Source organism: Streptomyces sp. NPDC028308, from assembly GCF_055565855.1.
In genome coordinates this window covers 12,474-30,202 of the sequence record NZ_JBVHTO010000021.1, presented here as the reverse complement: position 1 = coordinate 30,202, position 17,729 = coordinate 12,474, and the positions used below count along the sequence as shown (strand labels likewise).

Genomic DNA, 17,729 nt, shown 5'->3' with positions numbered 1-17,729 from the left:
TTGCGTTCAATATGTTCACGGAGGCGTGTGGCCTGCGCACCTGGACCGGAAAGCGTCCCGGTCCCAGCCCGACGACGGACCGCACAGTCCACTTCGGAAGAGGCGCGGCATGCGCGGCGAGTTGACGGCCAAGGGGAGAGCGGCGCGGAACCGGGTCGTCGAGGGCGCCGCGGCGCTGCTGCGGGAGGGTGCGCAGCCGCTACGGGGGAGGTGTCGACATGCCGACACTGGACCTCGGCCCCTGCGCGGAGGCTGCGGTCCATGTGCGGAGGCTCCCGCAGCAAACGGCTGTCGCCTGGCCGTTTGCGCGCGAGGGCGCCGGCGGGGAGAGTGCCACCGGTGTGCGGGCCGCGAGGGCCGGAGCGTGCGACACGGCGGGGGACACAACGATGTGTGTACTGGACCTGGCGGCCAAGGAGGCCGAGGTCGCGAGGTATCTGCTCGCCCACCCGCGGGCCGAGGAGGCCGGGATCGGACATCCCGCACTCGGCGGCTGCGACGAGGTCGCCTGGTCCGACATCCCCGGATGCCCCGCCGAGATACCGGCGGTCCTGCGTGGACTGCTCCATCAGGAGGCCGCACCCGAGGCGGCGCGGGTCCTCACCAACGTGCTGATGGACAGCGTGTTCTCCCTCGGTGCGGCGATGCCGGCGGCCCTGCCGTTCCTGCTGCGCCTGGCGGCCGATCTGCGGGCCCCCGTTCGCGAGCGGAGGCTCGACATCCTGCTCGTCGCCGCCGAGTTGGCGCTGCCGGTCGACGCGGACGACGAGCGGGCGGTACGGCTCTTCGGGGGCGACGACGAACACCCGGAGCGGGCACAGTGCAGGGCGGTGTTCGCCGAGCACGCGGAGCTGCTGGCCACCCTGCCCGACGAACTCGTCGGGCCCGACGACCGGGCGTCCCTCCTGCGAGCCGCGGGCATGGTCCCGCGATCCGCGCGCGAGGATGATTGAGCGGACCTCCGTCGGGCCGCCTGGCATGATCACGGCGTGACCAGTGAGAATGTGCAGCCCGCCGTGCAGCCCGCCCCCGCGAGGTTCGTCCTCTTCGACGTCGACGGCACGTTGATCGACGCTCTGGACAACCAGCGCCGTGTCTGGGCGACTTGGGCTCTGCAACACGGATTGGACGTGGATGCCGTCCACCGGGTCGCACTGCGGACGCGCCCCATGGAGACCTTCGCACAGGTGGCCCCGGACCTGGATCCGGAGGAGTGCCTGGCGGCGCTGCACGCCCTTGAGGACGACGACGTCCGGTCCGGCGTCTACAGCGCTTTCGATGGTGCGTCCGACCTGCTGGGCGCGTTGCCGCCGGGATCGTGGGCGCTGGTGACCTCCAACTACGAACACCGGGTGCGCGGGCGCTTCACCCGGACCGGCCTGCATGTCCCGGCCGTCATCGTGGACGCCGGCGCCGTGACGGAGGGCAAGCCGTCTCCCGTTCCCTACCTCGCGGCCGCCGAGCGGCTGGGCGCCGACCCCGCGAACTGCCTGGTGATCGAGGACGCTCCGTCCGGAGTCGAGGCCGGGCTGAGGGCGGGCATGACGGTGTGGGGAGTGAACTCCGCGAGCGAAGTACCCGGCGTGCACCGCCACTTCGCCACGTTGCGGGAGGCGGCCCCGGACATCGTCGGGTTCGCGTCGGGGACTTGGCGGGAGGTTCCGGCGGCTCACTGAGCGCCGGTACCTGCGTGATGGCCCGAAGGCACTCACTCGGGGCAGCAACCGCACTCCCCCTATAGGGGCGCCCCGCAGCGCGGACATGCTGCTGACCTGCGCTTTCGAGAGCGGCAGCATCACCCGTCCCGATGTCCGACCGGGATGTCCTGGCCTGTACGGGCGGTGAAGGCGTCTCGGCAAGTCGTCGCTCCGCACGATCCCCTTTTGAACATGTTCAACTTCGTGCACTACAGTGGACGCCAGAAGGGGGGTACCGATGAAGATCGTGATACCCGGGGGAACCGGGCAGGTGGGGACGGTTCTGAGGCGCGCCCTGACCGCCGCCGGTCATGAGGTCCTGATTCTGACCAGGCGGCCGGTTCGTGAGGGCGAGCTCGCGTGGGACGGCGAGACGCTCGGCCCCTGGGCCGACGCCGTCGACGGCAGCGACGTCGTGATCAACCTGGCCGGCCGCAGCGTCAGTTGCCGCTACACACCGGTCAATCTGAAGGCCATGATGGACTCGCGGGTCAACTCCGCCCGGGTGGTGGGCGAGGCGATCGCAGCGGCGGCACGGCCACCTCGGGTGTGGCTCCAGATGAGTACCGCCACCATCTACGCACACCGCTACGACGCGCCCAACGACGAGGCCACCGGCGTGCTCGGCGGCGCCGAACCCGACGTACCGGGGTACTGGGCGTACAGCGTCGACATCGCCAAGGCGTGGGAGCGGGCACAGGAGGAGGCACGCACGCCGCACACCCGTAAGGTCGCCCTGCGTTCCGCCATGGTGATGAGTCCTGATCGCGGCGGCGTCTTCGACGTCCTGCTGTGGCTCGCGCGGCTCGGGCTCGGCGGTCCGGTCGCGGGCGGGGCGCAGTACGTGTCGTGGATCCACGAGCGTGATTTCGTCCGTGCCGTCGAGTTCCTGATCGACCGGGAGGACCTCGACGGGCCGGTGAACCTCGCGGCACCGAATCCGGTGCCCCAGCGGGAGTTCATGCGTGACCTGCGGGCCGCCCGGGGCGTGCCGGCGGGTCTGCCCGCGACGAAGGCCATGGCCGAGCTCGGCGCCTTCGTCCTGCGCTCGGACACCGAACTCCTGTTGAAGAGCCGCCGCGTCGTCCCCGGCCGCCTTTTGGCCGAGGGCTTCGCCTTCGAACACGCGCTGTGGCCGGACGCCGCCCGCGAGCTCGTACGACGCGGGCGCGACCTCACCCCGCGTGGGCGCGACGAACGCCGCCGTGGGCCGGACGCCCCCATGGCCAGGGCGAGTTAATCGTTCGCGCCCCAGGACGTCAGGCGCTACGTTCCGCGTGTTCGCGGCGCGGTACGAGACGAGGAGCCAGGCATGGAGATCGACGGCGTACGGACCGATCGTCTGGGGTTGTTGCTCGACCAGTTCGACCGCGCCCGGGAGATGGCGGAGGTAAGGCTGGCGGGGCTCGGTGACGAGGAGTACCTGTGGGAGCCGGTGCCAGGCTGCTGGTCGGTCCGGCCCCGGAGCGAGGCGACGACGCCCAGGGCGTTCGGGCCTGGTGAGTGGGTGCTCGACCTGGGCGCTGCCGACATCCCGGCGAACGAGTACGCGGAGGTCGCCCGGCAGGCCGCCGGCGGCATGAGCGTCGCCAAGATCGCCGAGGACTGGAGCGTCAGCGTCGAGCGGGTCGAGCAGATCCTCGCGCACACCGGCGAACCGGAACCCGACGAGACGCCGATCACGACGATCGCGTGGCGGCTGGGGCATCTGCACTTCCACTTCGCCGGCGGGTGGGAGTGGACGTTCGGTGAGCGGCGGCAGGAGCCGAAGCTGGGCGTCGATTTCAGTCCGTCCGCCGCGGTGGCACTCGATCGGTTCTGGACGGTGATCGACCGCTGGCGCGAGAGCGTCGGTTCCGTCACCGAGGAGCAGTTGGACACGGTCGGCTTCTCGCAGTACCCGTACGGGTCGGACCCCGACGACCCCTACATCTCGGTGCTGTCGGGGGCCAACCTCGAATTCATCCACCACATGGCGGAGATCGCCCTGCTCCGCGACCTGTACCGCTCCCGCTTCACTGCTTCCAAGTAGGTGACGCGGCCGGCCCGGGCGGCCCGGATCCACTGAGCGCCCGGCCCCGGGAAGAGCCGGGAACTCTCTTCAGCCGGCCTGGGCGGCTCTCGGGCGGGCTCTCCACTCGCGGCGCAGGATGAAGGCCCGCAGGACCGCTATGGCGAGGAACGCGACGCCGAAGGCGGCTCGCTGCCACTCTCCGACGACGACGAACCAGTACAGGGCGAGGCCCGCGAAGAACAGGCAGACGCCGATGATCAGCGGCTCGCGGATGTAGAAGGGCAGGACGCGGAGAATCAGGTTGATCAACATCGGGCCAGTCGAGCAGGTGCGTACCTTTCACGCAGTGGTGGAGGCCACAGTTCCGGAAGGAGGGCACCCGAGTTCGAGCCCCTATCCGGCGCCCGCTCCCGGAAACGGGAGTTCGTCGTAGCGGTTCGCGGGCAAGGGGACTGGGCGAGGGGAGGCGCGTATGCCGCAGCGGTCGAGTTCTGAGAATGTGCCGTCTTGGGCCAGGCCGGGTGCCAGTTGGGGTCCGTGGGTCTTCTGGCCCTTGCTCGTCTTGAGCATCGCCATGTTGGTCTACCGCGTGGCCGAGGGTGCCCGCGGGGCGGCGATCGCGGTGACGGCTTGTCAGGTCGTCGTCTTCGCCGCGCTGTTGGCGAGCAATTACGCCGCGCGGCGCAGGCAGCGAAGGCTCTGACGGGGTGTGCGGCCTGCGTGACCGGCTGCTCCGCCCCGTCCTCCGGCGCGCGATCGTCGGTCAGTCCCAGGAGTTGAACAGCACGCCGCCCAGAGTGGTGATGCCGTAGGAGCGGATTTGGCGCCACTCCCCCTGGGTCAGGACCGAGGTGTCGACGTCCGAAAGAGGCCGGGTGAGTTCCGCCGGACCGAGCAGTTCGAACCCGAGGTGAGCGAAGGCGTCGGCCCAGGGTGGCGGCGGGACGAACTCCTCGGTGTACCAGTCCCGGCGTTCGCGGGCGAACGCGATCCAGGGGTGGTGGGCGTGACACAAAATGACGGACTCTGCTGCCCCGACGACGGTCGCCGTGTGGAACGTGCGCGGGTATCCCTGCTTCTCCACTTCACCCACCTTGCCTCCGGCGGCGCGGGCGGCCGTGTGAAGCGCGGTGCGGAATTTCGCGAGGTCGGTCTCGGGAAGCGGGCCGGTCCCCGGGTGGCGGAAGCCCGTCGCTCCGCGCGGAACGGTGAAGCCGGCGTTCTCGTCGTCGGTCATGTCCTCATCCTGCATGTGTGCTGCCAGGTGCTGCCGACGGTGCTGCGGGGTTCTGCCCCGTGTTGCCGCGTGCTGTCGACCGGAGCCTGTCTTTGCCCGTGCAAGGATCCCTTGCGAGGTGTGCGGCCGGCGCTTCAGTGCGCGAAGACCGCCGTCGCCGCAGGCACTGCCAGCAGCAGACTGAGTCCGATCAGAGGGAGGCGGTCCAGCCACAGGACGGCGGCGAATTCGCGCAGTGTCGCTGCCAGCCAGTAGGCGGGCGAGGTCGGCGCGCCCACGACGTGCACGGGCACGCCGACGCGGCGGGCCAGCAGGGTCGTGCGGTAGACGTGGAAGCCGCTGGTGACCACCGTGGCACGGTGGCCGGGAGTGGTGCTGTCCACGAGGGCCGCGCTGAAGCGGAGGTTCTGCCCGGTGTTGACGGAGCGGTCTTCCCGCGCGATCCGGTCGGCGGGCACTCCGCGTCCGCGCAGGTAGTCGGCCATCGCGTCCGCCTCGGAGCGCACCTCGTCGTCGCCTTGGCCGCCCGAGACGACGAACACCATACGAGGCGTGTCCGGTGCGCGGGTGGCGTCGATCGCGAGGGCGCGCTCCAGCCTGCGGGTCAGCAGCGGGCCGGGCCGGCCGCCGTCGAGCCCGGCGCCCAGGACGACGACATGGGTGGTTTCCGGCAGGGGGGCGCTGCGGCCCCGGAGGAACACGTAGCCGGCGAAGACGAGGAAGAGCAGAGTGAGGTATCCCGCGGCCGCGTTGACCGCGACCACGAAGGCACCGAACGCCTCGCCGCCGACCGTGTGGAAGACCGCGTCGAGGCCGAGCACCGCCAGCACCGCGCAGCCGGCGCCCCCCGTTGCCAGCAGGGCCGCCTGCGGGCCGTAGCGCCGGACCAGGAGGACGCCGTCGGCCAGCAGCAGCAGGCCCAGCGCGAGCGCCAGGAGCAGGGCGGCGACCGCGAGTACGGTCGCGACGGCCGGGTGGGCCGGCGCACTGCGAGCGGCCACGCCGAGTCCGGCAGAGGTCACCGCCAGGCAGAACAGGACGGCGGTGGAGAACCGGTGCGGTGCCAGCAGAGCGTTGACGACGCCACCCGCGGCGAACACGACCGCGGCGAGGTACTCCGGGTACTCCGGCATGTGCCGCACCGCTCCGCTCTCCCGCCCGGCGGGCCGCTGCCCGTACCCGCCCGTTTTCGCGCCGCCCGCGGGTCCCCGGACCCGTGCACTACGGGGACCTGCTACGTACGGCCGCCGACCATCCTCCCAGATCCGGTGTAGTGCCCCGAACCCGGGCGGGTGGTGGTGAGTTCGACGGAACCGGCATGTCGTGCCGGTGGTGGTGCCGCCCGGCCGGACGTGGACCGCGCGGTTTGTGAGCGCCGGTGATCAGCAGGGCACCGCGGGCGGTTGTGTGGCGGCCGACGGCGGCACGCGGTTGTACCGGGAAGCCTCGTTCACGGGCACCGCGTCCGCCGGCACCGACGACGCGCTCAGATGCCGCAGGTAGGGGCGGACCAGTACGGGGAAGGGTCGAGTGCGACATGGGTGTGGTCGTTGTGATCGGGGTAGCCCGGACCGAGGATCTCCGAGAAGCCGTGCGTGCGGGCCTGCTGGGCGAGGCGGCAGAGGGTGGGAGCACCGGTCAGGTCGGCGGCGTCGCCGTACAGGTGGCGGCTGGTGGACGAACCACCGACGGCACTGTTGCAGGCGTAGGAGCGGAAGCCACTGGAGATGGTGAGCGGGACGTCCCCGAGCGCGTGACGCATCGCCTCCAGTTTCCACATGGTCTTCAGCGCGTTCGCCTTGGCGGTGGCCGCTGGGACGGCACCGCCCGACCAGTCGGAGTTGCAGCGGTTGAGTTCGGCGTAGGTGAAGTGGACCGGCGTGCAGTCCGCGTCCTGCAGCGCGTAGAGCTTGCTGAAGGTCGCCGGCCCCGCGACCCCGTCGGCGGCGAGGCCGTACGCGGACTGGAACGTGCGCACGGCGGCGGCCGTACGGGCGCCGTACTGGCCGTCGTAGGAGAGGCGCTCCCCGGACGTCACCCAGCCCGCGACCCGGATCTGCAACTGGGTGACGTCGCTGCCGGAGGCGCCCTGGGAAAGGGTGCGGCTCCAGGTGTAGCACTCGTCGGCGTGTGCGGTGCCGGCGGTGGCGCCCAGGCCGACCATCACGCCTGACGCGAGCATGACAATCACGGTGACGAGGCGTGCGAACCCTCTGAACATCCAGACCTCCGGGGTCGTCGGTGCGGCCACCGCTCTCGTGACGGCCGTCGACCCCAGCCTGAGCCCAAGTACTACGCGCGTCAACGGTGCGGCCTCTGTCAGGCGGCGCGCGCTTCACGTGGCACGCCGGCCACATCAGCAGGGCGTCGCCCACCACCTCGCCGGGATCCTCATCTGGACCCGACACTGACCCAAGAGACAGAACCTCGGGCCCGGCGGCATCGTCAACCCGGCCTCCCCTGCGCCTCGTTCAGCGTGGATCACGGTCGCGGGTCCATCGCCTCGGCATGCGCCGGCCGGCCGCCCCGACGCGTGCCGCGACACCGTCGTACCGTCTCGGCACGCGCCGTGGGCCCCGTGCCGGTCACCGCTTCGCGTCGTCCGCCCGGTCGGTGCTCGGTTGTGCGGTCGTCCACGACGTGAGGATGCGCAGGGCATCGTGGGAGGGGCTGCCTGGTTCGGCGGTCAGGACCATCAGGCGCTGACCGGAACCGTCGGGGCTCGCCCAGGTGTCGCAGTCCAGAGTCAGGTCGCCCACCAACTGGTGGTGGTAGTGCTTGGTGCCGTAACTGGCGCTGTTGACACGGTGTTCGGCCCACCAGGTGCTGAAGTCGGGGTCCTGGAGGGACAGTTCGCCGACGAGCTGGGCGAGGTCGGGGTCGTCGGGGTCGGCCGCCGCCTCCATGCGCAGCGCGGCGACGGCCTCCCGGGCGTCGTGCGCCCAGTCCTGGTGCAGCCGGCGGACCACGGGATCCGTGAACAGCAGCCGGACGTAGTTGCGCCGGTGGGCCGGGATGGCGGCGAAGTCGGTGTAGAGGGCCACGGCGGCGGGGTTCCAGGCGAGGACGTGCAGGCGTCTGCCGAGGACGAGCGCGGGGGTCTGGGTGAGCTGGTCGAGCAGGCGCCGCATGGCGGGACGCACGCGTTGGGCGGGCCGGCGGCGGCGTGGCCGGGCGTCGGTCCGGCCGGCGAGTTCGTAGAGGTACGCCTGCTGGTCGTCGTCGAGGCGCAGGGCGCGGGCCAGGGTGTCGAGCACGGACGCGGAGGCCCGGACGCGGCCCTGTTCCAGCCGGGTGTAGTAGTCGACGCTGATCGCGGCGACCTGGGCGACCTCCTCCCGGCGCAGTCCGGCGACCTTGCGGGCGGAGTCCGCCTCGGGAAGGCCGCACTCCTGAGGTGTCAGCTGGGCCCGGCGGGCCTTGAGAAAGGCACCCAGCGCGCGGGAGTCGGGGTCTGCGGTCATGTTCTCCAGTGTCGTTCCGCGACGACGATCACGGCACCTGCGTGAGGGGGCAAGTTCCTTCCCAGGCAGAAACCTGGCTCTCCCGCCCGTCGGCGGGCTGACGCAACGTAGACGTGTGCCCGGCAGGAAGCGGACCTCGGGTCCACCGCGCCGAGGCGTCACAACACAGGATCCGCGTCATCCACCTCAGTCACGTCAGTCACGTCAGTCACGTCAGTCACGTCCTACGGAGAGTCCCCCATGTCCCAGACCACCGTCACCTTCGACAGCGCCGGAATCCCGCTGGCCGCCCACCTCTACACGCCCGACACCCCGGTGTCGGGTCCGTGGCCGGCGCTCGTGGTCGGTCACCCCGGCACGGGCGTCAAGGAGCAGACCTCCGGCACGTACGCACGCCTGATGGCCGAGCGCGGTTTCGTCACCCTCGCGTTCGACGCCGCCCACCAGGGCGAGTCGGGCGGCCTCCCGCGGGGCCTGGAGGACCCCGCCCAGCGCGTGGAGGACTTCAAGGCCGCCGTCTCCTACCTCACCACTCTCGAGGTGGTCGACGCCGACCGCATCGGCCTCCTGGGCATCTGCGCCTCCGGCGGCTACTCGCTGGCCGCGGCCGGCGGCGACCACCGCGTCAGGGCCGTGGCCACCGTGTCCACCGCCGAGCCCGCCCGCCAGTTCCGTCTCGGTGCCGACGGCACCCAGGACCCGTCCGTCTTCCAGACCCTGCTGGACGCGGCAGCCGCGGCCCGCAGCGCCGCCGCCCGCGGCGAGGACCCCGGTGCGATGACCATGTTCCCCGAGACCGCCGAGCAGGCGTACGCGCTCGGGGGCCGGCACGGAGAGGAGGGCTTCGAGTACTACTGCACCTCGCGCGGCCGGCACGAGCGCTCCGCGAAGAGCCTGGCCTGGGAGAGCATCGACAGGATGGCCTTCCACGACGCCTTCGCCGCCGTCCCGCTGATCGGCCCCCGTCCCGTCCTCCAGGTCATCGGCGAGCGCGCCGTCACCGCCTGGATGGCCGTCGAGGCCCACCAGCGTGCGACCGGGCCCGCGGAGATCCACTGGATCACGGGCGCCAGCCACGTCGACCTCTACGACAAGAAGGAGTACATCGACCCGGCCGTCGACAAGCTCACCGACTTCTACACCACGCACCTCACCGCCGCTCCGGCGTGACCTCGCCCCGCGCGGAACCTCAGCCCTCGGATTCCGCGTCCTCTCCCGGGCGGCGACCGTCGTCCCGGTGCTCGCGGCGCATCGCGCGGCGGAGGGGCCCCCGACCTGGACATGGGTCCGAGGTGGGAGAGGATGGCGGCCGGCGGGGATGCGGCGAGGGGGAGCGATCATGCGCAGGTCTGCGGGATGCCGGTCCGGGGGTATCGGACACCGGGGCGCGGCGGTCGCCGCGGCCGTACTGGCGGGGGTCCTCACCGCCGCGGGCTGCGCCACGGACTCCGGGCCTCACGGGTCCCCCACCACCCGGTCCGGCGGCGACAAGCCTCCCTCCGGGGTGGCGAAGGGCGCCCTCACCTGGGAGTTCCAGCACATCGCCGACTTCAACGGCAAGCTGACCGACGTGGCCGCCCTGGCCAAGGACGACATATGGGCGGTCGGGAGCGAGAACGACGGGTCGTCACCCGCGTTCCTGCTGCACTACGACGGTACGAAGTGGACGCGTGAGCCGCTTCCCGAGGCGCTCGGTGCCGGTGCGTATCCGCCGGCGCTCGAGGAGGTCGGCGACGAGACCCTGTGGCTGCGGCCGCTGACCGTCGAGGACCCCGCCGCCGCGAACTCCTGGGCGCGGTGGGACGGCACCCGCTGGTCCGCCGTGCCCGACCCCCCGCCGGGCAACGTCGGGGAGCTCGAAGGCGACGACCCGGACGACATCTGGGCGCTGGCGGGCGAGCGGTCCGCCCAGCACTGGGACGGCACCCGCTGGACCACGACCCGGCTCCCCCACGACGCCTCCGACCTGGCGGTGGTCGGCCCCGCCGACGTCTGGGCGGTCGGCAGCCGTTCGACGGGGCCGGGCACCGAGCCCGGCGCCGGTGAGCGGTACAGCCAGCCCGCCTCGATGCACTGGGACGGCAGGTCCTGGACGTCGGTGGACACTCCGCAGGCCCGCTTCGAGGAACCCCTCCCGCCCGAGCCCGGCGCCGGCCTCGGCGACGTCTTCGCGCGCGCCGACGGCGAGGTGCGCGCCTACGGCACCAACAGCTTCAACCATGGGGAGATCGAGAACGAACCCGCGGACGAATTCCTCCAACTGCGCTGGGACGGCTCGAAGTGGGCCGAGGAGGAGCCGGCGCCCGGCGGGTGCGCCCAGCGGATCCCGAAGGCCGAGGACGACAAGGGCCTGTTCCTCGACGGCAACTGGTACCTGACCGACGACGGCCGGTGCGTGAAGATCGGGCGGCACCGCCTGCCCCTGTCGACCGGCGCCCGCAAGGAGTCGAACCAGTCGCTGTGGCTGGAGGAGGTCCACCGGATCCCGGGCACCGACGAATGGCTGGGCGCCGGGCTCGTCCAGGTCAACCAGAGCGGTGATCCCTTCTCCGCTCCCGTCGTCGTCCGTCTCCAGCGCGGCACCTGACACGCACCGAGCGGGGGCGCTATCGCGTCCTGACGAAGCGGGCCCGCGCGGCCGGTGTGAGGAGTTCGGTCGCGTACCGCACGGTGATCCGCGGCAGCTCGGAGGCGTGCCGGTCGAGGAAGTCCACCGTCAGCGGTTCATCGCGGCGGCCGATCTCCCGGAGCATCCACCCGGACGCCTTGTGGATCAGTGGCTCGGGGTCCCGGCGAAGCCTGAGGACGAGGCGGAGGGTCGAATCGAAGCGGCCGGACCGGATCAGCGCCAGTGTGGCCACCAAGGCGATCCTGCGGTCCCACAGCCACGCCGACCCGGCCAGTTCGTCCAGCACCTCCAGAGCCTCCGGCGGCCCGTCCACGAGCCACGGCCCCAGCACCACGTACGCGGAGCCGTCCACGAGGTCCCAGTTGTCCACGCGGCCGGTGTGTGCCAGGTAGAAGTCGACCAGGGGCTTCCGCTCGGCGCCCCGGGCGCGGCGTACCCGCTCGGCGAGGACCAGCAGACCCGTGAACCGCTCCTCGTGCACCCGGCCGCTCAGCAGGACGTCCACGTCCTCCAGCGACAACTCCCGGTACCTTCGCGCAAGTTCACGCATCAGCGGCACGCGTACGCCGAGCAGCTCGTCGTCGTCCGCCGGGGCGAGAACCCGCACCAGCTGCGCCCGCACCCCGACGTCCGCCCGCTCCCGCAACTCGGCCCGCAGTCGTTCCAGGGTGTCAGTGGTCATGCCGACGGACGGTATCGCCCGCGGCCCGTCCTCGCAGCCTGCCTGAGGTGGGTGTCGCACCCCGGCGGGTGCACCCTCCGGGGTGCGGGCGTCCTCGGGAGAAGGGGCGGGGCCCCGCTCCCACAAGTCCCCACATCTCATTGCCCGGCGATCACCCGCGCGGCCGGAACTCCGGCTCGGCCGGCGGTCCTCCGGTGACGTTGGTGATCAACTCGGCGCACAGGTCGCGGAGTTTGATGTTGCGGTGCTGGGAGGCGGACCTCAGGGTGTCGAAGGCCTCGGCCGCGGTGCAGCGGCGCTGGCCCATGATCACGCCCAGGGCCTGGTCGATGACGCTGCGGGACTGCATGGCGGTCTGGAGCTGTGCGGTGAACTCCTGCGTGTCCGCGAGGCGTTGGGCCACCGCGATGCCACCGGTGGCCTGGGCCGCCAGGAACCGCAGGGCGGTGAGGTCCTTGTCCGCGAACGCGTCGGGCGGGCCGCCGTACAGGTTGAGCGCGCCCGCGGTACGGGTGTGGGCGGCGATCGGCAGGGAGAGCGAGGAGCGGACCCCGCACGCGGCGGCGTAGGCGGGATAGTCACCCCAGCGGCTCTCCCGCAGCATGTCGACGACCGCGACCTCCTCGCCGGTGCGCAGCGCCTGAAGACAGGGGCCGTCGTCCCGGCCGTACTGCTTCTCGTCCAGCTTGGGCGCCGCGGGGCCCGCGCTCACCACCGTGACGGGCTTGCCGTCGCCCTCCACGGTCACCCCGACGCCCTCTCCCTCCGACAGCTCCAGGGCGGTCTCGGCCAGCGCCTGGAGGAACTCCTCCAGGGTGTCGGTGTCCAGCAGCCACTGCGTGATGTCCCTGCTGCCGTACATGTCATCAGCGTTCATCATGTGTTCCTTCGCGCAAGGCCCGCGGCCCCTTCGATCGGCGTCGGCGCCACTGGGCCGACGGAGTCCGGCATCCGCAGGAACACCTCCGGTGCCACCGCCGTCCGGCGCCTGTGTCGTCGTCGGGGCGGCGTGGTCTTCCTTCCTCCCGAGTACCACGCTGGGCCCTGGCGGAACCCGCCGATGCCTGCCGCGTTCCTGCGGCTCCGCCCGGCTGTCGCCCGACCTCACGGGCCTGTGCCGGACACGCCCGGTGGCACGCCCCGGGCACGGCAGCGACGTGCCGACCGCTTCCCATCGGCGTACCGTCCAGAGGGGGGCGACTTCCGGTGCGTCCGGCGTGCCTGATGTGGCAGCCGTCCGGGGAGGCGTCCGCGATGCTGGAGGTGCCTGGTGACCAGCGTGGGTGATCCGGCCGCCGCCGAGCGCGCCCTGGATGCCGAGTTCGCGGAGACCGTGCGCCGGACGGGTGCGTCCCTCGGCGCGCTGTACCTGCTCGCGCCGGGTGAGCAGGTGCTGTGGCTGGACGTGCTGTGCGGAGCGCCCGCCGAGTTCGCCGCTCCGTGGACACGGGTCGCGACGGCCTCTCCGGCACCCGTGGCGGACGCGGTCCGGGAGGACCGGATGGTGTGGGTGGGCAGCCAGGAGGAGATGGCCCGCTCGTATCCGCGCACAGCGATGGTGCTTCCGTATCCGCTGGCGCTGGTCGCCGCGCCGGTCACGGGCGCCCGGCGGTGGGGCACGCTGCTGCTGATGTGGCCGGCCACCCGTCCGCCGTACATGACCGGGCGGGAGCGCGGCAACATCGCGTCGAGCTGCCGGCGGCTGGCCCGGCTGCTGGAGGAGGCCGCTGGGCAGGGCCACGCTCCCGCCCCGCGCGCCGAGCCCCGGGTCGTGGCCGCGGCGGACCACGACCGCTTTGGCATCCCGTCCACGGCCGCCGAGGACTTTGTGGAGCGCCTGCCCGGCGGAAGCTGCTCGCTGGACCTGGGGGGCCGCTTCGTCTACCTCAGCTCCGGCGCCTCAGACCTGCTGGGCTGCCCGGCGAACCGCCTGCTGGGGACCTTGCCGTGGCAGTCCCTGCGCTGGCTGGACGACCCGGCCTACGAGGACCGCTACCGTGCCGCGGTGCTGAGCCGCGAGCCCATCGTCTTCACCGCGTGCCGCCCGCCCGACCGGTGGCTCGACTTCCACCTCTACCCGGACGCCAGCGGCATCAGCGTCCGTATCGTGCCCACCGGCACCCCCTCCCCGCCGCTCCCGGGAACCGCCCGGTCCGCGAGCAGCGTCGCCCCCACGCGCGCCGGGCGGCTCTACCAGCTCACCCACCTGGCCGCCGCGCTGACCGAGGTGGTCGGGGTCCAGGACGTCATCGACCTGGTCGCCGACCAGATCATGCCCGCGTTCGGCGCGCAGGGCCTGGTCCTGTCCGCCGCCGACGCCGGCCGGCTGCGCATCACCGGCCATCGCGGCTACTCGGCGCAGAGCATCGAGCGCCTGGACGGCCTGCCCCTGGACACCGACTTCACCCCGGCCGGACGCGCCCTCGGCAACGGCACACCCGCGTTCTTCGCGAACACGCAGGAGATGCGGCGGCTGTATCCCGAGGCGCCGCAGGTCAGCGGCAAGGAGGCGTGGGCCTTCCTGCCGCTCATCATCTCCGGCCGTCCCGTCGGGTGCTGCATCCTGTCCTACGACCGACCGCACACGTTCCCGGCCGAGGAACGCGCCGTGCTGACGTCGCTGGCCGGGCTCATCGCGCAGGCGCTGGACCGCGCCCGCCTGTACGACGTCAAGCAGGACCTCGCGCACGGCCTTCAGCAGGCCCTGCTCCCGCGTACCCTTCCCCGGGTGGCCGGGGCGCGGGTCGCCGCGCGCTACCTGCCCGCGACCCGGGGCATGGACATCGGCGGGGACTTCTACGACCTGATCCGGCTCGGTGACACGGCCGCCGCTGCCGTCATCGGCGACGTCCAGGGCCACAACGTCGCCGCGGCCGCCCTGATGGGCCAGGTCCGCACCGGCGTCTACGCCCACGCGACCCTCGGCACCTCCCCCGACCGGGTCCTCGCCAGGACCAACCGGCTTCTGACGGAACTGTCCCCCGACCTGTTCACCAGCTGCCTCTACGCCCACTTCGACTTCGCCGCCCGGCGCGTCACGCTGGCCGGCGCAGGTCACCCACCGCCGCTGCTGCGGCTTCCCGACGGTGACACCAGGCCCGTCGCCGTCGCGCCCGGACCGCTGCTCGGGGTCGACCCCGACGCCGTCTTCCCCCTGACCGAGATCCCGCTCACCCCCGGCATGCTGCTCCTCCTGTACACCGACGGTCTGATCGAGACACCGGGTATCGATCTCGACGATTCCGTCGCCGATCTGGCCGGCCGGCTCGCCCGCGCCGACGACCGTGACCTGAACCTGCTGATCGACGACCTGCTGAGCATGACCCGTGCGACCGAGCACCGTACCGACGACATCGCGCTCCTGGTCCTGCAGGAACGGTCCGGCCGCTGATCCGCCCCGCCCGCCGGTGCCGGTCGGACCGGGGGCGGCGCGCCCTCGGGACCTGGCGGGCGCGGCCCCTCGCGACCGGGGTCACCCGTCCCCACGCCGTGGCTGCCCGTACAGTGGGAGACGCGTTTCGTCCGCTTCTGACCGGTCCGCTGCTGACCCGGTCCAGTCCCGCGCCATCCGATCCGGAGCGTCCATGCACCACCCGTCCAGCGCCTCGGACGACGACTCCGACACCCTGTTCGGACTCGACGCCCTGGGCCCCGCGCCCGCGGCGCCGAGCCACGACCGGCCGTCCTACCGGGACTCCGACACCGCGCGGCGCCTGCTTCCCGTACAGGAGATCCACGCCGAGCCCGCGGCGGCCGCCTCCCCGCGCGGCCGGCAGATCATCGCCCGGTTCCCCGAGGCGCGGCTCGTCGAGGTCGAGTCCCACTGGCGCATCCCCGGGCTGCACGGCAACGAGGGCAACGTCGCACGCTGGGTGCGCGTCAAGGGCGAGACACTCGTGCTCGGCGAGCGGAAGTCACCGGCCACGCGCCCCAACGGCAGGTCCGCCGACTGGATCGCCCCGGGCGCCTCCAACGGCTGCGCGATGGCCTGCGCCTACTGCTACGTGCCCCGCCGCAAGGGGTACGCCAACCCGATCACGGTCTTCACGAACATCGACCGGATCGTCGCCCACATCGGCCGGCACATCGCACGCCAGGGCCCCAAGACCGAGCCGAACCAGTGCGACCCCGAGGCCTGGGTGTACGACATCGGCGAGAACGGCGACTGCTCGGTCGACGCCCTGATCTGCGACAACACCGCTGATCTCGTGCACGCCTTCCGGCAGTGGCCGACGGCCAAGGCGTCCTTCGCGACCAAGTTCGTCAACCCGGACCTGCTGGCCCTCGACCCGCGCGGCCGGACCCGTATCCGCTTCTCGGTGATGCCTCCCGAGGACTCCCGGCTGCTGGACGTGCGCACCTCCCCCGTCGCCGAGCGGATCGCCGCCGCCGCGGACTTCCTGGACGCGGGCTACGAGGTGCACTTCAACCTCTCCCCCGTCGTGGTGCGCCCCGGCTGGGAGGAGGCGTGGACGGAACTGCTCACGCACCTCGACGACGTCCTGCCGGACCGGGTCAAGCGGCAGGCGGCCGCCGAGGTGATCATGCTGACGCACAACCGGGAGCTGCACGAGGTCAACCTCGGATGGCACCCCCGCGCCGAGGACGTCCTGTGGCAGCCCGACCTCCAGGAGGCCAAGCGCTCCGAGAACGGCGCGCTGAACGTCCGCTACGCCGTGGACATCAAGGCGCGCGCGGTGCGGCGCCTGCGCGATCTGGTCGCCGACCGGGCCCCCTGGCTGCGCATCCGGTACGCGTTCTGAGCCACGGGTACAACCACGTCTGGGCAAGTCGCCTCACCACAAGGCATGCTGACGGTTCGTCACACAGCGACGGGCCGGCCGCCGACCTCTGGAGGTCACGCGGCCGGCACGCCGTATCGGGCCCTAGACCGGCACGCAGCCGATCGATCCGGCGGGCAGATTGTTGCCCGTGGAGGTGGCGGTGAAGCCGAAGGTGACACTGCCGTCGGCGGCGATGACCCGGTTGTGGTCGACGTTCTTGACCGTGACCGTGCCGTCGCTCGCCGTGGACAGGGAACCGTTCCACAAGCTACTGATCTTGGTGCCCGTGCCCGGTTTCCACGCCACGGCCCAGCCGTTGCGCGGTTCCGTGCCGTGGTTCATCACCTCGACGGACGCCTGGAAGCCGCCGCTCCAGGAGTTCACGACGCTGTAGACGGCCATGCAAGAGCCGGTATGCGGATCCGAGGGAGTCGGGGTCGGAGTGGGGGTGGGCGTGGGGGTAGGGGTCGGGGTGCCGCCGGGGTTCCTGATGCCGGTCACTTCCCCGTTGCCGCCGTCGAAGACGATGTCGGAGCAGGAGAAGAAGTTCTCCTGGCTGTCGGACCGCACCCACTGGATGAAGATCAGGGCGTTGCCCGAGCGCCCGGAGGGCAGGGTCAGGTCCCAGGAGTAGTGGCCGCCGTCGGTGCCCGGCGAACCCTGCTGGGACGGGTTGGTGACCGTCTGGATCAGGTCCAGGTCGTCCCAGCCCAGTTCGGACGTGGACGACCAGCCGGGCTTGGACAGGTAGACCCGGAACGAGCCCGGGTGCGCGGCCCAGTTGCTGTACTGCACCTGGAGGGTCTTCCCCGAGGTGAGGTGCGTCCTCGGCCAGTCGGAGCGGGCCGCGTTGTAGGCGGAGAAGTCGTACGGGGACCGGTCGCCGGCGCTGCACAGGGTGCCGTCCGGCACGTAGCCGGCGCCCTTGCCGCCCGCCTGGGAGTCCAGTACGGCGAACCAGTTGTAGAGCGGTGTCGTGCCGCTCTTCGCGACGGCGTCCCGGCACGCGGGGTTCGTCGGGTCCAGTGCTCCGTTGCCCGTCCGGGCGTCCAGGTAGCACAGGTAGGTGCGCGAGCCGGGAAGCATCGCCACCCCGTGTGCCTGGGCGGAGCCCTGTCCCAGCAGGGTCATGCCGAGCGCCGCGATCAGGGTGGCGAAGGCGGCCGCCATCGACAGAATGGTGCCGCGTCGCGACAGAACGGTGCTGCGTCGAGCCATGTCC

General features: G+C 71.9%; 17 protein-coding genes. 9 read left to right on the top strand and 8 right to left on the bottom strand.

Features of this window, described 5'->3' with window-relative positions:
• The first annotated feature begins 389 nt into the window (after positions 1-389).
• The 4 genes from ACZ4VA_RS37545 to ACZ4VA_RS37530 all read left to right on the top strand — a co-directional run bounded on the left by ACZ4VA_RS37545 (position 390) and on the right by ACZ4VA_RS37530 (position 3,729).
• Positions 390-953 carry a hypothetical protein gene (locus ACZ4VA_RS37545; RefSeq protein WP_355785783.1) on the top strand — a complete coding sequence of 188 codons (564 nt, stop codon included), beginning with the start codon at positions 390-392 and terminating at the stop codon, positions 951-953.
• A gap of 36 nt (positions 954-989) precedes the next feature.
• Positions 990-1,676 (top strand): HAD family hydrolase, encoded by a 687-nt coding sequence (locus tag ACZ4VA_RS37540; RefSeq protein WP_468084397.1) that lies wholly within the window; start codon positions 990-992, stop codon positions 1,674-1,676.
• Between the two features lie 259 nt (positions 1,677-1,935).
• Entirely contained in the window at positions 1,936-2,937 is a 1,002-nt protein-coding gene (locus tag ACZ4VA_RS37535; protein ID WP_468084395.1) for a TIGR01777 family oxidoreductase, read from the top strand.
• A gap of 72 nt (positions 2,938-3,009) precedes the next feature.
• Positions 3,010-3,729 (top strand): DinB family protein, encoded by a 720-nt coding sequence (locus tag ACZ4VA_RS37530; protein WP_355785774.1) that lies wholly within the window; start codon positions 3,010-3,012, stop codon positions 3,727-3,729.
• Positions 3,730-3,798: 69 nt separating this feature from the next.
• Here the strand turns inward: ACZ4VA_RS37530 and ACZ4VA_RS37525 are convergent, their stop codons facing one another.
• The gene (locus ACZ4VA_RS37525; RefSeq protein ID WP_355785772.1) at positions 3,799-4,023 is read right to left on the bottom strand and encodes a hypothetical protein; all 225 of its coding nucleotides are present in this window, start codon (positions 4,021-4,023) and stop codon (positions 3,799-3,801) included.
• A 250-nt stretch (positions 4,024-4,273) separates the two neighbouring features.
• Between ACZ4VA_RS37525 and ACZ4VA_RS37520 the strand changes: the two genes are divergently transcribed.
• Complete coding sequence (locus ACZ4VA_RS37520; protein ID WP_356173872.1) at positions 4,274-4,414, top strand: hypothetical protein; 141 nt, start codon at positions 4,274-4,276, stop codon at positions 4,412-4,414.
• A gap of 60 nt (positions 4,415-4,474) precedes the next feature.
• Here ACZ4VA_RS37520 and ACZ4VA_RS37515 read toward each other — a convergent pair whose 3' ends face one another.
• The 4 genes from ACZ4VA_RS37515 to ACZ4VA_RS37500 all read right to left on the bottom strand — a co-directional run bounded on the left by ACZ4VA_RS37515 (position 4,475) and on the right by ACZ4VA_RS37500 (position 8,412).
• Positions 4,475-4,948, bottom strand: a complete 474-nt coding sequence (locus ACZ4VA_RS37515; RefSeq protein ID WP_355785764.1) for a hypothetical protein — start codon at positions 4,946-4,948, stop codon at positions 4,475-4,477.
• A gap of 134 nt (positions 4,949-5,082) precedes the next feature.
• Positions 5,083-6,081 carry a YdcF family protein gene (locus tag ACZ4VA_RS37510; protein WP_356239700.1) on the bottom strand — a complete coding sequence of 333 codons (999 nt, stop codon included), beginning with the start codon at positions 6,079-6,081 and terminating at the stop codon, positions 5,083-5,085.
• A gap of 353 nt (positions 6,082-6,434) precedes the next feature.
• Complete coding sequence (locus ACZ4VA_RS37505; protein WP_468084392.1) at positions 6,435-7,169, bottom strand: D-Ala-D-Ala carboxypeptidase family metallohydrolase; 735 nt, start codon at positions 7,167-7,169, stop codon at positions 6,435-6,437.
• A 364-nt stretch (positions 7,170-7,533) separates the two neighbouring features.
• Entirely contained in the window at positions 7,534-8,412 is an 879-nt protein-coding gene (locus ACZ4VA_RS37500; protein ID WP_356173865.1) for a helix-turn-helix domain-containing protein, read from the bottom strand.
• Positions 8,413-8,652: 240 nt separating this feature from the next.
• Here ACZ4VA_RS37500 and ACZ4VA_RS37495 point away from each other — a divergent pair, with 240 nt between their 5' ends.
• Entirely contained in the window at positions 8,653-9,582 is a 930-nt protein-coding gene (locus ACZ4VA_RS37495) for an alpha/beta hydrolase (RefSeq protein ID WP_356173862.1), read from the top strand.
• Between the two features lie 169 nt (positions 9,583-9,751).
• A complete protein-coding gene (locus tag ACZ4VA_RS37490) occupies positions 9,752-10,999 on the top strand; it encodes a hypothetical protein (protein WP_389392439.1) in 1,248 nt (415 codons plus the stop codon).
• A 19-nt stretch (positions 11,000-11,018) separates the two neighbouring features.
• Here the strand turns inward: ACZ4VA_RS37490 and ACZ4VA_RS37485 are convergent, their stop codons facing one another.
• Both ACZ4VA_RS37485 and ACZ4VA_RS37480 read right to left on the bottom strand, forming a co-directional pair.
• Positions 11,019-11,723 (bottom strand): DNA alkylation repair protein, encoded by a 705-nt coding sequence (locus ACZ4VA_RS37485; RefSeq protein WP_468084389.1) that lies wholly within the window; start codon positions 11,721-11,723, stop codon positions 11,019-11,021.
• Between the two features lie 151 nt (positions 11,724-11,874).
• Complete coding sequence (locus ACZ4VA_RS37480) at positions 11,875-12,600, bottom strand: GAF and ANTAR domain-containing protein (RefSeq protein WP_355793960.1); 726 nt, start codon at positions 12,598-12,600, stop codon at positions 11,875-11,877.
• A gap of 393 nt (positions 12,601-12,993) precedes the next feature.
• Here ACZ4VA_RS37480 and ACZ4VA_RS37475 point away from each other — a divergent pair, with 393 nt between their 5' ends.
• Together ACZ4VA_RS37475 and ACZ4VA_RS37470 are read left to right on the top strand one after the other, a co-directional pair.
• A complete protein-coding gene (locus tag ACZ4VA_RS37475) occupies positions 12,994-15,114 on the top strand; it encodes a SpoIIE family protein phosphatase (RefSeq protein ID WP_468084386.1) in 2,121 nt (706 codons plus the stop codon).
• A gap of 193 nt (positions 15,115-15,307) precedes the next feature.
• Entirely contained in the window at positions 15,308-16,486 is a 1,179-nt protein-coding gene (locus ACZ4VA_RS37470; RefSeq protein ID WP_355791895.1) for a spore photoproduct lyase family protein, read from the top strand.
• A 123-nt stretch (positions 16,487-16,609) separates the two neighbouring features.
• On the opposite strand, the gene ACZ4VA_RS37465 is transcribed toward ACZ4VA_RS37470, so the two are convergent.
• On the bottom strand, positions 16,610-17,725 hold the full coding sequence (locus ACZ4VA_RS37465; protein ID WP_468084384.1) for a lytic polysaccharide monooxygenase: 1,116 nt from the start codon (positions 17,723-17,725) through the stop codon (positions 16,610-16,612).
• Positions 17,726-17,729 lie beyond the last annotated feature (4 nt).